14 protein-coding genes and 1 tRNA gene are annotated in these 14,174 nt (G+C 60.2%); 11 read left to right on the forward strand and 4 right to left on the reverse strand.

Going from position 1 to position 14,174, the window contains the following annotated elements; all coding sequences use genetic code 11:
* Nucleotides 1–39: 39 nt before the first annotated feature.
* The 3 genes from ACP7AD_RS15575 (at nucleotide 40) to ACP7AD_RS15585 (ending at nucleotide 3,813) form a co-directional block, all read left to right on the forward strand.
* On the forward strand, nucleotides 40–1,392 hold the full coding sequence (locus ACP7AD_RS15575) for an amidase (RefSeq protein ID WP_426148634.1): 1,353 nt from the start codon (nucleotides 40–42) through the stop codon (nucleotides 1,390–1,392).
* Between the two features lie 232 nt (nucleotides 1,393–1,624).
* On the forward strand, nucleotides 1,625–2,128 hold the full coding sequence (gene lysM / locus ACP7AD_RS15580; protein ID WP_426148633.1) for a peptidoglycan-binding protein LysM: 504 nt from the start codon (nucleotides 1,625–1,627) through the stop codon (nucleotides 2,126–2,128).
* 122 nt (nucleotides 2,129–2,250) lie between these two features.
* A complete protein-coding gene (locus tag ACP7AD_RS15585) occupies nucleotides 2,251–3,813 on the forward strand; it encodes an NAD(P)H-hydrate dehydratase (RefSeq protein WP_426148632.1) in 1,563 nt (520 codons plus the stop codon).
* Here the strand turns inward: ACP7AD_RS15585 and ACP7AD_RS15590 are convergent.
* Both ACP7AD_RS15590 and rnr read right to left on the reverse strand, forming a co-directional pair.
* Nucleotides 3,810–4,379, reverse strand: a complete 570-nt coding sequence (locus tag ACP7AD_RS15590; protein WP_426148631.1) for a YggT family protein — start codon at nucleotides 4,377–4,379, stop codon at nucleotides 3,810–3,812. The genes ACP7AD_RS15585 and ACP7AD_RS15590 overlap by 4 nt on opposite strands.
* Nucleotides 4,380–4,420: 41 nt before the next feature.
* Nucleotides 4,421–6,661 carry a ribonuclease R gene (rnr, locus tag ACP7AD_RS15595; RefSeq protein ID WP_426148630.1) on the reverse strand — a complete coding sequence of 747 codons (2,241 nt, stop codon included), beginning with the start codon at nucleotides 6,659–6,661 and terminating at the stop codon, nucleotides 4,421–4,423.
* A gap of 356 nt (nucleotides 6,662–7,017) precedes the next feature.
* Here rnr and ACP7AD_RS15600 point away from each other — a divergent pair.
* Nucleotides 7,018–7,102, forward strand: a tRNA-Leu gene (locus ACP7AD_RS15600).
* Nucleotides 7,103–7,226: 124 nt separating this feature from the next.
* Here ACP7AD_RS15600 and rimO read toward each other — a convergent pair.
* Nucleotides 7,227–8,645: a 30S ribosomal protein S12 methylthiotransferase RimO gene (gene rimO, locus ACP7AD_RS15605; RefSeq protein WP_426148629.1), complete on the reverse strand. Its 1,419-nt coding sequence runs from the start codon at nucleotides 8,643–8,645 to the stop codon at nucleotides 7,227–7,229.
* 164 nt (nucleotides 8,646–8,809) lie between these two features.
* A complete protein-coding gene (locus tag ACP7AD_RS15610; protein WP_426148676.1) occupies nucleotides 8,810–9,001 on the reverse strand; it encodes an ATP-binding protein in 192 nt (63 codons plus the stop codon).
* Between the two features lie 406 nt (nucleotides 9,002–9,407).
* Between ACP7AD_RS15610 and ACP7AD_RS15615 the strand changes: the two genes are divergently transcribed.
* The 7 genes from ACP7AD_RS15615 to ACP7AD_RS15645 all read left to right on the forward strand — a co-directional run.
* The gene (locus ACP7AD_RS15615) at nucleotides 9,408–10,757 is read left to right on the forward strand and encodes a tyrosine-type recombinase/integrase (protein ID WP_426148628.1); all 1,350 of its coding nucleotides are present in this window, start codon (nucleotides 9,408–9,410) and stop codon (nucleotides 10,755–10,757) included.
* A gap of 107 nt (nucleotides 10,758–10,864) precedes the next feature.
* A complete protein-coding gene (locus tag ACP7AD_RS15620; protein ID WP_426148627.1) occupies nucleotides 10,865–11,791 on the forward strand; it encodes a hypothetical protein in 927 nt (308 codons plus the stop codon).
* A 143-nt stretch (nucleotides 11,792–11,934) separates the two neighbouring features.
* Nucleotides 11,935–12,147 carry a hypothetical protein gene (locus tag ACP7AD_RS15625; protein WP_426148626.1) on the forward strand — a complete coding sequence of 71 codons (213 nt, stop codon included), beginning with the start codon at nucleotides 11,935–11,937 and terminating at the stop codon, nucleotides 12,145–12,147.
* Complete coding sequence (locus ACP7AD_RS15630) at nucleotides 12,144–12,545, forward strand: hypothetical protein (RefSeq protein WP_426148625.1); 402 nt, start codon at nucleotides 12,144–12,146, stop codon at nucleotides 12,543–12,545. Before ACP7AD_RS15625 ends, ACP7AD_RS15630 begins: the two co-directional genes overlap by 4 nt.
* Nucleotides 12,546–12,651: 106 nt before the next feature.
* Nucleotides 12,652–13,131, forward strand: a complete 480-nt coding sequence (locus ACP7AD_RS15635; RefSeq protein WP_426148624.1) for a helix-turn-helix domain-containing protein — start codon at nucleotides 12,652–12,654, stop codon at nucleotides 13,129–13,131.
* The gene (locus tag ACP7AD_RS15640; RefSeq protein ID WP_426148623.1) at nucleotides 13,128–13,421 is read left to right on the forward strand and encodes a hypothetical protein; all 294 of its coding nucleotides are present in this window, start codon (nucleotides 13,128–13,130) and stop codon (nucleotides 13,419–13,421) included. Before ACP7AD_RS15635 ends, ACP7AD_RS15640 begins: the two co-directional genes overlap by 4 nt.
* A partial coding sequence (locus tag ACP7AD_RS15645) for a PriCT-2 domain-containing protein (RefSeq protein ID WP_426166207.1) occupies nucleotides 13,414–14,174 on the forward strand: 761 nt, incomplete at its 3' end. The genes ACP7AD_RS15640 and ACP7AD_RS15645, both read left to right, overlap by 8 nt.

Below are 14,174 nucleotides of genomic sequence, written 5' to 3' on the forward strand. Positions count from 1 at the left end.
GCCATTAGCAGAGCCCGCTGAGTATAACATTCCCACCCCATGAACCCGTACACACCCTTATCCCTGACCGACCTTCACGCGGCGCGGCAATCCGTGCAGGACGGCCAGACCAGCAGCGAAGAAATCCTTGCGCAGGCAGCGGCCATTGCTTTGGGAAACGCGTGCCGCTATGCCTTTATGCCCGCCCAAGCCCACAGCGAGCCCAGCGCATCGTCCCAGGGTGCCAGCGGCGATCCGGCCTCTTTGCTGGCCGGGATTCCGGTTTCGGTCAAGGACCTTTTCGATGTGGCGGGCCAGGTCACGATGGCCGGATCGACCGTGCTGGCCGCAGCACCGCCCGCCTTGGCCGATGCCATCGCCGTGGCGCGATTGCGCGCGGCGGGCGCGGTACTGGTGGGCCGCACCAACATGGTCGAGTTTGCTTTTTCAGGTGTCGGCCTCAATCCGCACTACGGCACACCGGTGAACCCGTCGGATACCGAGACCGAGCGCATACCGGGCGGCTCGTCGTCAGGTGCGGCCGTCTCTGTCGCCACGGGAGCGGCGCTGGTGGGGCTGGGCTCCGACACCGGCGGCTCGCTGCGGATTCCGGCAGCGCTGTGCGGCATCGTCGGCTTCAAGAGCACCGCGCGCCTGGTCCCGCTGGCCGGCGCGGTGCCGCTTTCGACCAGCCTCGACACGGTAGGCGCGCTGACCCGCTCGGTGCGCGATGCGGTGACGGTGCATGAAATCCTGTCGGCGCGAACCGTCCTGCTGGCCGGCAAGCCGCTGTCATCGTGCCGGCTGGCGGTCGCGCGCACCATGATGCAGGACGGGCTGAGCAGCACGGTCGCCACGGCATTCGAAAAAAGCCTGCGGTTATTGCGCCAGGCTGGCGCCCGGATTGAAGAGATAGCGCTGGAGGAACTCGCCGAACTGGCCGCCATCAACGCTACGGGCGGGCTGTCAGCGGCGCAAAGCCACGCCTGGCACCGCAAGCTGCTGGCCGAGTACGAAGCGCAATACGACCCGCGCGTTGCGCTTCGCATCCTGCGCGGCGCCCGCATGAGCGCCGCCGACTACATCGACCTGCTGGCAGCGCGCCAGGACTGGATTGCGCGCATCGAGGCGCGGCTGCATGACTTTGATGCCGTGCTGTCGCCAACCGTGCCCATCGTCGCGCCGTCGATTGCCAGCGTGCTGCACAACGATGATGAATTCTTCCGCATCAATTCGATCCTGCTGCGCAACACCTCGGTGGTCAACATGCTCGACGGCTGCGCCATTTCCATTCCCTGCCACACGCCGGGCCAGTTGCCGGTCGGCCTGATGCTGTGGCATGCGGCGCTGCATGACGATGGCGTGCTGGACCTGGCGCTTCAGGTCGAGACAGCGCTCGCTCCCGAAATATAAAACTGATAGCAGTTGGAGTCCGCCAGTAAAGCGGAAAACGGCTTTTTTAGCAAAAAAAACAGCCCGCGGGTTCAATCGGGTTTACCTTTGTCCGACATAAAAACCCGACGGCAATGCGGACTTGTCCTACAGATTCTGCAACAGAGATGTTGCGGTTCAGGCGGGATAAGGCTTTACAGTGATTCCAGCCCGGGCATGTCGCACCGGGCGACTTATTTTGATTGGAGAACCCATGGGCATGTTCAGTTTTATCAAGGAAGCCGGCGAGAAGTTGTTGGGTCGCGGCGAAGCCAAGGCGGCTCAGGAAGCCGCAGCAGCAAAACCCACGCCCGAAAACGTGGCTGCGCTGAGCAAGACCGCAGGCGATGCGATTTCCGCCTACATCAACAGCCAGGGCCTGAAGGTCGAAGGCCTGCAGGTCAGCTTTGATGCGCCCAGCAGTACGGTGACGGTTTCCGGCGTGGCGCCCGACCAGGCTACGAAGGAAAAAGTGCTGCTGTGCTGCGGCAACGTGGAAAAGGTGGCTGCGGTCAAGGACATGATGACCGTCGCCAGCAGTTCGCCAGAATCGCAGATGTATGTGGTTGAGAGCGGCGACAACCTGTCCAAGATCAGCAAGCAGTTCTACGGCACGCCCAACAAATACACCCAGATTTTCGAGGCCAACAAGCCCATGCTGAGCGATCCGGACAAGATTTATCCGGGCCAGGTTCTCAGGATTCCGCCCGACGCCTGAAGCGCTTGCGCAGCAGTCCCTATTTTGATGAAGCCCGGTCCGCCGGGCTTTTTTTATGCCTTTTCGGCAGGGCGACCGCTGCGGGAATGCCCAAAATACCGGCAAACCCGCACAATGCCGGGATGCAGAAAATCTCCAGCCTTTCAAGCCATGCGTTGCACGACGTAGCCGGTACCCGCCTGATCGAGCAGCAGATGGCCGGCGAGCTTGCCCCGCACACGCTCATGCAGCGTGCCGGACTATCGGTTGCGCGTCTGGCGCTGGCACTGGCTCCGCATGCCCGATGCATCTGGATCGCGTGCGGTCCGGGCAACAACGGTGGCGATGGCTTTGAGGCGGCGCTGCACCTGCACCAGTGGGGAAAGAATGTCGTCGTGACCTGGACCGGTTTGCCGTCCGGAAAGGCTGAATTGCCACCGGATGCCCAGGCATCGCGCCAGCGGGCACTGGCTGCAGGCGTTGCCATGGCCAGCGAGCCGCCGCCAGGCTTCGATGTGTGCATTGATGCGCTGCTCGGCATAGGCGCTGCACTTGATCCGGCCCGGCCCGGAAGCGCGCTGATGCAGCAGTGGCTGGAAACCATGGAATGCAGTCCGGCGCTGCGGCTGTCGGTCGATGTTCCGACCGGGCTGAATGCTGATACCGGCGCAGCAAGCTTCAAATCAACTATTAAAAACATAGCTGCTAACGCTTATACAGCAAGCGCAAACCGTATTTTTACCTTGAGTTTATTAACTTTGAAACCGGGATTGTTCACCGCCAGCGGACGGGACTGCGCAGGCGAGATCTGGTTTGATGATCTCGGGATCAGCGCCGCCAGCCTTCCCGGCCATGCATTCCCTGCTAAGCCCTGCGCCTGGCTGCTCGGGGCCGACCGCGCCAGCCAGACTTTGCGGGCGCAGGCAGCGCATGCCAGCCACAAAGGCAGCTTTGGCGATGTTGCGGTGATCGGAGGCGAATCGACCGTCTCCACGCACATGACCGGGGCAGCATTGCTGGCCGCCAGCGCTGCCCTGCATGCGGGCGCCGGCCGGGTGTTCGTGAGCCTGCTGGGCGATGCGCCCGGCCTGAGCGTTGACACGGGGCAGCCTGAATTCATGTTCCGTTCGCCAGACGCGCTGGACATGGTCAATCAGGTCGTGGTGTGCGGCTGCGGCGGCGGCCGTTCGGTCGCGTCCGTTCTTGCAAAAGTGCTGTCAACAACCAGGCGGCTGGTGCTGGACGCCGATGCACTCAATGCGATGGCCACCGACCCGCAACTGCAAACCCAGCTCAAGGCCCGGCATGGCCGCGGCTACAGCACGGTGCTCACGCCCCACCCGCTCGAAGCGGCCCGCCTGATTGGCAGCAGCGCTGCGGCAGTGCAGGCAGACCGGCTGGACGCCGCCCATCAGCTTGCCGAACGGTTCAGCTGCGTGGTGGTGCTCAAGGGTTCGGGGACCATCATTGCCGCGCCGGGACAACCTGCCTGGGTCAACTCCACCGGCAATGCGTTGCTGGCGACAGCGGGCACTGGAGATGTACTGGCAGGATTGATCGGCGCTTTCCTGGCCCGCGGCCAGAGCAGTCAGAATGCGGCCAAAAACGCCGTGTTCGAGCATGGCCACAGGGCTGACACCTGGGCCGCAATCCGGCCAGGCATGGCCTTGAGCGCGTCAAGGCTTGCCCGATGGCAGGCGGCCTAAACCAGGACCATCATGCCGATCTGGAGCACGACCAGCAGGACCAGCGCCGACAGGTCAACGCCACCGATGGCGGGAATCACCCGCCGGAACGGTGCCAGCAGTGGCTCGGTCAGCCGGGCCAGCAGGCCATATACCGACGATCCGGGCTGGACCCAGGACAAGATGGCATAGCCCAGCACCAGCATGAACAGCGTCTGCAGCGCGACCCGAAGCAGCATCTTGACGGCAATCACGGGCAGCATGAGAAGAACACCCGGCGCCCAATCCAGCCCGTCTTCGCCCATATTGCTAAGGGCGCCAAACAGCAAGCCCACCAGCGCCGCATAGGCCAGCGCCATCAATATCGCCGCCAGCACGCTGGCCCAATCCACGCGCGATTGGGTCCACGCCTTGGGTAGGGAGCGACGCAGCGGCTTGACCAGCCAGTCGCTCAAGGCCATCACGAAGCTGCCAGGCTGGCCGGTCATGCTGACACGCAGCCAGTTCATCCAGGCGCGCAGGAGCGCTGCGGCAATCAGTACGAAAAAGGCAGTTTCCAGCAGGAAAGACAGGATTCGGATCAGCATAGATGCCCGCCGGGTTGGTGCATGCAAGATTTCATGGTGTCCTAGCGACGAGGCTTTTTGCCCTGTTTCGGTCCCGCGCCGACAGCTGGTTTTTTCGCCGCTGACTTACGCGCCCGGGACTGCGAAGGCGCTGCCCTGTCAGACGAAGCCTGGCGGCTATTGCTTTCCGCGTCACGCCCGCCGCGCCGCGAGCTGGCGCCGCGATCCTGCAAGAGCAATTCGCCCGCAGCACCGCCACCGGCCTTGTCTTTCATGGCCCGGCTCACCAGCCCAGCTTTGTCCTCGCCTTCGTGCACCAGGCGGAAATCGATTTTCCGACCATCGAGATCGACGCGGCTGACTTGCACGCGCAGCCGGGTGCCCAGCGCGTAGCGCATGCCACTGCGCTCGCCGCGCAATTCCTGACGCGCCTCGTCAAAGCGATAGTATTCGCCGCCCAGTTCAGTGATGTGCACCAGGCCTTCGACGTACATGGCGTCAAGCGTCACGAAAACCCCGAAACTGGTGGCCGCCGTGACCACCCCGCTAAACTCCTCGCCCAGATGCTCGCGCATGTACTTGCACTTGAGCCAGGCTTCCACGTCACGGCTGGCTTCGTCAGCACGGCGTTCGTTGGCGCTGCAATGCAAGCCGGCTGCCTGCCAAGCCAGCTGGTCGGCACTGGCTTTCTTCGGCTTTTCGGTCGGCTCCTTGACACGCGCAGCCAGCCGTTTGGACAGCTTGGCTTGCGCCTCGCCCGGCGTGGGCAATACCGGCAGCTGGTATTTCGTCTTTTTCAGGATCGCCTTGATCACCCGGTGCACCAACAGGTCGGGATAGCGGCGGATCGGGCTGGTGAAGTGGGTGTAGGCCTCGTAGGCCAAGCCGAAGTGCCCTGCGTTCATCGGCGTGTAAATCGCCTGCTGCATGGAACGAAGCAACATCGAGTGGATCTGCTGCGCGTCCGGCCGGTCTTTGGTCGCCATGGCGATCTGCTGGAACTCGCCTGGCGCCGGGTCGTCGCTGACCGCCATGCCGATGCCAACAGCCTTGAGATAGTTGCGCAACAGCTCGACTTTCTCGGGCGTCGGGCTTTCATGGACGCGGAACAGCGCCGTGTGCTTGCTTTGCGCAATAAAGTCGGCAGAGCAGACATTGGCCGCCAGCATCGACTCTTCAATCACCCGGTGCGCCACATTGCGCGTGCGCGGAATGATTTTCTCGATCCGGCCGACTTCGTCGCAGACGATCTGGGTTTCAGTCGTTTCAAAATCGACCGCACCGCGCATGCCCCGCTCCTTGAGCAAGGCCTGGTACACCTCATGCAGATGCAGCAGGTGCGGCACGATGGCCTTGCGCTGCTGCGCTTCCGGCCCACGCGTATTACCCAGGATCGCCGCCACTTCGTTGTAAGTCAGGCGCGCCTGGCTGAGCATCACGGCCGGGTAGAACTGGTAGGCGTGAACTTCACCCTTGGCATTGACCAGCATGTCGCAGACCATGCACAGCCGCTCGACATGCGGGTTGAGCGAGCACAAGCCGTTGGACAGCTTTTCGGGCAGCATGGGAATCACGCGGCGTGGAAAATACACGCTGGTGGCGCGGTCATAGGCATCAATGTCAATTGCGCTGCCGGTCTCGACGTAATGGCTGACATCGGCAATCGCCACCAGCAGGCGCCAGCCCTTGCCGCGCCCCACCTTCACGGGCTCGCAGTACACCGCGTCGTCAAAGTCGCGCGCATCCTCACCGTCGATCGTCACCAGCGGAATATCGGTCAGGTCAACGCGATGCTGTTTGTCGACAGGGCGGACCGCATCAGGCAAGGCGCGAGCGAGTCCCAGCGCGTTGTCACTGAATATGTGCGGCACGCCGTATTTACGCACGGCTATTTCGATTTCCATGCCCGGGTCGTCGATTTCACCCAGCACTTCGGTGACACGTCCCACCGGTTGCCCGAACAGGGCTGGTGGCTCGGTCAGCTGCACGACCACGATCTGGCCAGTCTTGGCGGTACCGGTTGCGCCTTTGGGAATCAACACATCCTGGCCGTAACGCTTGTCCTCTGGCGCCACGAGCCAGACGCCGCTTTCCTGCAGCAGGCGGCCAATGATCGGGTTGGGTGAGCGCTCGATGATTTCGGTGACGCGGCCCTCAGGCCGGTTTTTGCGGTCATGCCGCACGATGCGCGCCTTAACACGGTCGTTGTGCAACACGGCTCGCATTTCGTTGGGCGGCAGGTAGATGTCCGCCTCGCCGTCGCTTCGCTGGACGAATCCATGGCCCTCGCGATGACCAGACACAATGCCCTCGAATTCAGCGAGGAGTCCAGCGGTGGCGCCAGAATTGGGAAGATTTGTTTTGATAAAAAGTCTCTTTCATGAGATCGCGCTGGTGAAGACTGTCCAGCCAATGCGCGTTGGGAATGAAAATTAGCCAGTTCTGTCTATGGTTGTATCAGTTTAAAACCAGATACTAGCCGCGATTTGTGAAAAGCCGGTGTTGCACCGAATGGAACGCTTTATCTGATTCAGGAATTAAAAATTCCGACTCAATTCAATCAGCAACGAAGTCGGTGACGAAAGTTTTTTCGAAATTTTAGAAATAGTTAGGTTGCATGCCAGATGGGCCCTAAATGTAATGTTAAACTGCTTGCTGTGCCCGGGTGGCGGAATTGGTAGACGCGCACGGTTCAGGTCCGTGTATCGCAAGATGTGGAGATTCGAGTTCTCTCCCGGGCACCAAAATTACCCAAGTTAAAAAAGCTACTGTTAACGCAGTAGCTTTTTTTTCGCCTGCACGATATTGGCACTTGCTCCATTTCCTGCGGACACAGGAAATGATGTCAAACACAGCGACTGAAAAACCTCAGACAGGCATGCCAATCAGGTCATGACCCTGCACGCCCACGATGCGGGCACGCGTGAATTCGCCAACTTTCATGGTCTTGCTGATTTTTTCGGGCGGCAGCAACTTGACAACGCCGTCAATCTCGGGCGCATCGGCATAGGACCTTCCCGTTGCGCCCTTTCGTCCCAAGGCAGGCGCATGGTCAACCAGCACCTGCATGGTCGCCCCAATGCGCTGCTGGAGTTTCTGGCTTGACACGGCCTCGGCAACGGCCATGAAGCGCGCGCGGCGTTCCTCGCGCACCTCTATCGGCAGCATTCCGGGAATGTCGTTGGCGGTGGCGCCTTGAACCGGGCTGTAGGCAAAACAGCCGGCACGGTCAATTTTTGCCTCGCGCATGAAATCAAGCAGATGCTCGAATTCAGCTTCGGTTTCACCAGGAAAGCCGGCAATGAAGGTACTGCGAATGACGATTTCCGGGCACATCTCACGCCAGCGCGAAATTCGCTCCAAATTCTTTTCTCCACTGGCCGGACGCTTCATGCGCTTCAAGACATCCGGATGACTGTGCTGCAAAGGCACGTCCAGGTAAGGCAGCACCTTGCCGGTGGCCATCAACGGAAGAATTTCGTCCACGCTGGGGTACGGGTAGACGTAATGCAAGCGCACCCAGGCGCCAAAGGGCGCGGCAATTTCACCAAGCGCCTGGACCAATTCAAGCATCCGTGTCTTGACCGGCTTGCCATCCCAAAAACCGGTACGGTACTTGACATCGACACCATAGGCGGAAGTGTCCTGACTAATTACCAGCAACTCCCTGACGCCGCCTTCAAACAAAGCCCGCGCCTCATTGAGGACATCACCAACAGGCCGCGAAACCAGATCGCCGCGCATGGACGGAATGATGCAAAAGGTGCAGCGATGGTTGCAGCCTTCACTGATCTTAAGATACGCATAATGCCGAGGCGTGAGCTTGATGCCGGCGATGCCAAAGGCATTGGGCACCAGATCCACAAAAGGATCATGCGGCTTGGGCAGGTTCAAATGAACCGCGTCCATCACTTCCTGCGTTGCATGCGGGCCGGTGACCGCCAGCACACTGGGGTGCATCTGGCGCACCAGATTGCCGCCGCCATCGCCCGTCTTCGCGCCTAGGCAGCCTGTGACAATGACCTTGCCGTTTTCGGCCAGCGCCTCGCCAATGGTGTCCAGGCTTTCTCTGACTGCATCATCAATGAAGCCACAGGTATTGACGATGACCAGGTCGGCACCTTCGAAGGTTTTGGAGGTCTGGTAGCCCTCGGCATTGAGCCGCGTCAAAATCAGCTCGGAGTCAGTAAGGGCCTTGGGACAGCCCAGACTGACAAAACCTACGCGCGGCGCAGGTTTTGCAGGGGCAACAGGGGAAAGGGGAGATTGGGAAAGTACTTCGCTCATGCCTCCATTGTCTCAGCTCAGCTCTATCCATTCAAGCCGCATAACAAAGCCAGTCGATGAAGCGGTCGACCAAAGGGCGCGGAATTCTCGCCATATCGGCTTCGTTTGCACAAGTGCGTATTCCGGCGATCGTGACCGGTCGCGCAGCGTGAAGTGTTGCGCACTTAAAATTGTAGGGCAGCGGTCACGATGGGTCCGGATTGATCTCCTTTTTGCTGGGCTTTTGCGTTTTGCCGTAGAGACGCGCCCGTCAGGGTGAAGCGGTGGTTTCGCTGCATCACGCGGTCCAGAATGGCGTCTGCAATCGTGGCATCTCCCACCCAAGCATGCCAGTGCGAACATTGAGGTGCAGTAATCGGCCCAGAATTTGGTGATAGTCAGCGGTGACAGTATCGACGCGAGCAGTGGTGAGCGATTCAAAATCGGCTCATGAAGCAGAAAACCGTAACCAGACTGTCACCGGGCCATGAATGAAAAAAGCCTGCTATCAATTAAATGGCAGGCTTTCTATATCCCATAAGGGCTAACTGGTGGGTTCTGCGAGATTCGAACTCGCGACCTACGGATTAAGAGTCCGAACTAATTAATATTCATTACCGTTGATTGTTGTTGCTATACTCAATATAAATCAACAGCTTACGACACATTTTCAGGGTTTGAGTGTTGATTCATATTCCCCAAAATGGGGTAAAAGTGGCTACATGGTGGCTACATGGGCCGGAATCTGGCTACATGGTGGCTACATGAAAACGGGGCTGAACGATGGCAAGACCGAAGAAAACAGACGCGCCAGACCTGAGCGAAGCGCAAGACCTGACCGCCGGTTTAATCGAGCGCCTGGCCTGCCCGGCTGGCAAGCTGCAAACCTTCATGCGTGACACGAAAGCGCCCGGCCTGCGCGTGCGTGTGACGGCTGCCGGTGCCAAGTCCTACGTTTTTGAGGCCAAGCTGAACCGGCAAACCATCCGCCGCACCATTGGCGACGTTCGGGCCTGGAGCATTGAAGCCGCCCGCAATGAAGCAAACCGCCTGCGCGTGACGTTGGACGGGGGAACCGACCCGCGAGAGGTAGAGCGCCAGCAACAGGCAGACAAGGCCGTGAAGGCAAGCGCCGCCGCTGCCCATGCTGTGACCGTGGGCGAAGTCTGGAGCGCCTACCTTGAGGCTAGACGCCCGCAATGGGGCGAACGCCACTACAAAGACCATGAAACACTGAGCAAGGCCGGGGGCGAAGTTGCCAAGCGTGGAACCCGTGGCCGGGGCATGACCATTGCCGGGCCGCTCTATCCGCTGCTGGCGCTGCCCCTGCGTGACCTGAACGCGCCCACTATCGAGGCATGGGCCGCCCGTGAGACAAAGACGCGCCCAACCCCTGCCCGGCTGGCGTGGCGCTGCCTGAAAGCGTTTCTAGGCTGGTGCGCTGAACAGCCCCAATATGCACCAGTGCTGCCAAGCGTGAACCCAGCCAAGACCAAAAAGACCCGCGAAGCATTGGGCAAAGCCGGTATCAAACAGGATGCACTCATGCGCGAGCAGTTGACCGTCTGGTTTGACGCCGTGCGCCAAGTGCAAAACCCGGTGATTGCCGCCTACCTGCAAACGCTGCTGCTGACCGGTGCCCGCCCTGGCGAAGTGCTGGCGCTGCGCTGGGATGAAATCAATACAAAGTGGCGCGGCCTGACCATCCGCGACAAGGTGGAAGGCGAGCGGGTGATACCGTTGACGCCGTATGTCTCGCATCTGCTGCACGCCCTGCCCCGCCGCAATGAATGGGTTTTTTCTAGCCTGACGGCTGCCGGTGGCGTGCTGACCATCCCGCGCAAGCAACACGGGGAAGCCTGCGCCGTGGCCGGTATCGAGGGGCTGACGCTGCACGGGTTGCGCCGTTCGTTCAAGAGCCTGACAGAGTGGCTTGAGGTGCCCGCCGGGGTGGTGGCGCAAGTGATGGGACACAAACCCAGCGCGACGGCTGAAAAGCATTACACCGTACGCCCGCTTGACCTGCTGCGCGTTCACCATGAAAAGATTGAAGCGTGGATTCTGGAACAGGCCGGGGTGAAGTTTGACGCCCTGGCCGCGCCCGGTGCGCTTCGCGTGGTGCAAGCCGCGTAAATCAGTTTTTGTCCCAGCTAGGCCCGCTTCGAAACCGGGCCGAAAAGTCGGAACCTTCACCGACCTGCTGGGGCTCTTTAATGAAGTGACACCTTGAAGGGGTGCCGATGGAACAACCAAAAAAGCCTAATGTCTTAGCTGAACTCATGGCCCGAGACATATTAGGCGAGCAGCTTTCAGCCTTGAGGCAAAAGCCCCAGCCCCAGCCCCATATTCCCAATTCTGCCGACAAAGGCCTTTCACCTTCAACATTGAAGGCGTTAGCCCGTTTCGGGCCGGGCAACGCATCAAGTATCAAACCAACAAGTAAGCCAGAGCCTTTGCCGCTACCCGGTACGGACTGGGAATTGTGGGCATACATGCCCAAGGCAACATTAACGGAAGCTGTGGCCGTGAGCCTTGGAATTGACCCAAGCGCATTAAAGCCGCGAAGTGGTTACGCTGAACCGGGGAAGGATTTTGAGCGACGCTTAAAGCTGGCCTGCGCTTTTGTAAGCCATGCCGGGCCGTTAAAGTCACTGGACACACTGCCGCCAAATCACTTGATGGATGGGCCAGCAACTGCAACTGTTAGCCTGCCGCAGTTTGCCGCATGGGCTTTAAGCATGAGGTGGGAATTGCCCGAGAAATTCCCACGTTTCAAGGCTGCACCAATCCAGCCAGCGACAAACAGCACTGTGCCAGCAACTCCGGCGACTCAAAACCCGCTGTATGTTGCCATTCAACATATTGTCAAAAGTGAGTTGCAGAAACATAACCCCGCGCCAGTAGTGCCAACAGAGCCCCCAGCCCCGCCCGTGGTGACTGTAAGCGCATCCGAGACAAGAGAGCAACGACAAAACCGCCGCCTTCAGGCTTGCGAGAAATACGGATTGGTTATGCCAAAAAGCTATTTGAGCCGCCTACCTGATGGCGTGGGCGATGTTGCAGACCGTGAGAGGGTGACGCGCCAAGCATTTTCGACGGACGTAAAAGCCGCATTAAAGCGCCGGGAAAGTGCCATAAGGGAAGGTATTACAGTCCACCGCGGCTAATGCATGCGCCTGCAACTGCCTGCATTTGAAGGGCGTTTTCATTGGGAAAATGAAGATGCAAGCGCCTGCATGGGTGACTGCATGAATATGCAAGATAAGTAATCCATATCGCTGCACTTTTGCAGTGATACCGGATTACCGACATGCAAACCGCCCCGCAACAGTTTCCCCCGCTGGAACTGGTCAACAAACCCAACGTAGATACAGCGCACGCCGCCTACCTGCTGACCCGCCGCCCCCAGACCTTGAGGGCATGGGCTTGTCTGGAGAATGGCCCATTGCGCCCCGTGCGTATCAATGGCCGCCTTGCCTGGCCTGTCTCTGAACTGCGCCGCGTGCTGGGGGTGCCAGCATGAACCGCACCGTTTACAGCCATCCTGACGGCTTCACGCTGGCTTTCAATGACAACACGCTAATTGCCACTGATGACAACGGGAAAACCGTTTCCCTGCCCATTGGCCCGCTGGGGCTGGTGGAATTGGGCAATGCCCTGCTGGCGCTGGCCGCCGAACAAGAGGAAAAATTCACGTCAGAGCGGGCCGGGGCTGGCATGGGCTTCGACCTAGTAGATGAACTTTTCGCGCTGCGTGGCAAGCCCCAGGCCGAAGCATTCCGCGCTATTCACGCCAAGCTCTACGCCTTGTCAAAACTGGAGCACTTCGACAGTGCTGCCGGTGGCTTCGCTGGTGCTGTGGTGAACGTGCTGGAAATCGGTATTGCAAACCTGCCTAAGTTCAAGGGGGATGCGCAATGAAGGCCCGTATCTATGCGCTGGCCTGGCGCGTCCTGCCTTACGTCTGCTGCCTGCCTGCCGGTGCAACGCTGGGTTTGCTGCTGGTGCAACTTTCCGGGAGCGCCAAATGAAACGCCCGACCCCACAAAAAGCAGAATCGAGCGCCCTGAACAGCGTGAATTTTAACGTGCCTGGTGGTTTTCCTGCCAAGCATTCAAGCGTATGCGCTGAAGTCCTGGCCCGCCTGCTGAACCATGAGCGACTAACAAGCCTTGACGCCGTGGCCGATGCCAGCACAACGCGCTTATCTGCTGTGGTGTTCTACCTGGCGAGCAAATACGGCTGGACTATCGAAAGCACAGACAAGGCCGCTGGCTGCCGTGATGGCCGCGTGGCGTGGGTTTCAGAGTACACACTGCCAGCCGACACCGTGGCCCGTGCAATGGCCGCTGGCGCTGCTGTCTGGTGCGCTGATGTGCGAGCCGCCCGCCGTGCCTTGCGTGCCAAAGCTGCCGAAGCCCGGCGCAAAGCTGACATTGCAAACTCCGCCAGAAAGACCCGCCCGCATCCGGGGCAGTGGGGATTATTTGAAGGAGGTGCAGCATGAGTGCAGACCTGCACCCGACCGCGCAACAGCTTTGCACCGCTGCCGGAATATCGCGCCGCATGTTCTTTAACGCCTTGAAGGTTCGCCGCAACGGCTGCGAGGAACTGAACGACCTTGTTAAATCCGGTGGTGTGTCTATGAATCTGGCGCTTGAGGTGGCCCGGTTCGACCATGCTGGACAGCGTTTGATTCTGGCTGAGTTCCCGACCATCAAGCTGCGTGACCGCGCCGGGGTTGTCGCGCTTATCCGGCTGGCGCATGAGCAGGAAAAGGAGTGCGCCAATGGTTAACGACCTTGACCGTGCCCATGATGCGCTGCACTTTCTTGATGCAGGCTGCGACCGCGAGACCTGGCACAAGATAGGCCGCGCCGCCATTGCTGCCGGTGTGACCGTTGACGCGCTCGACGCGTGGAGTTCGACCGCAGGCAACTACGCTGGAACCCGCGACGTGCAAGCCGCGTTCCGCACCATCAAAGCCGATGGCGGAACCGGTGCCGGTACTCTGTTTCTTTTGGCACGGGATGCCGGGTGGAGCGAAGGCGACAAGCGCCAGCAACAGCCGCGCATTGATTACGCCGCCATTTTGAAAAAGAAACCGGAGCCGCCGCGCCAGCCAGCCCCAGGCATGAGCCCTGCCGATGTATGGGGCCGCTGCGAAGCCGCAACAGCACAGCATCCCTACATCGCGCAAAAGCAGGCCGCCGGGGTGCCTTTGGACGGCTTGCGCGTGCTGCCCGCTGGCGATGGCCTGCTTATCGGTGGCGAGCCGATGGCCGGTAGCCTGGTGGTGCCCGTCAACCGCGCCGATGGCAGCATATCGAGCCTGCAATTCATTGCGCCGCCCGATGTGGCCGCCCGGCTGAAGGCCAAAGGCAAGCCCGGCAAATTGAACCTGCCGGGCTGCCCGGTGCAAGGCTCTTTCACCGTGGGCGAACTGCTGCCCGGTGGCCTGGCCTACATCGTCGAAGGTATCGGCGCGGCCTGGAGTTGCTGGCAGGCAACCGGGGCCGCCGCCGTGGTTTGTTTCGGTTCGGGCCGTAT

Source organism: Polaromonas sp. DSP2-3-2b2 (assembly GCF_049895905.1).
In the GTDB taxonomy this organism is placed as follows: domain Bacteria; phylum Pseudomonadota; class Gammaproteobacteria; order Burkholderiales; family Burkholderiaceae_C; genus Polaromonas.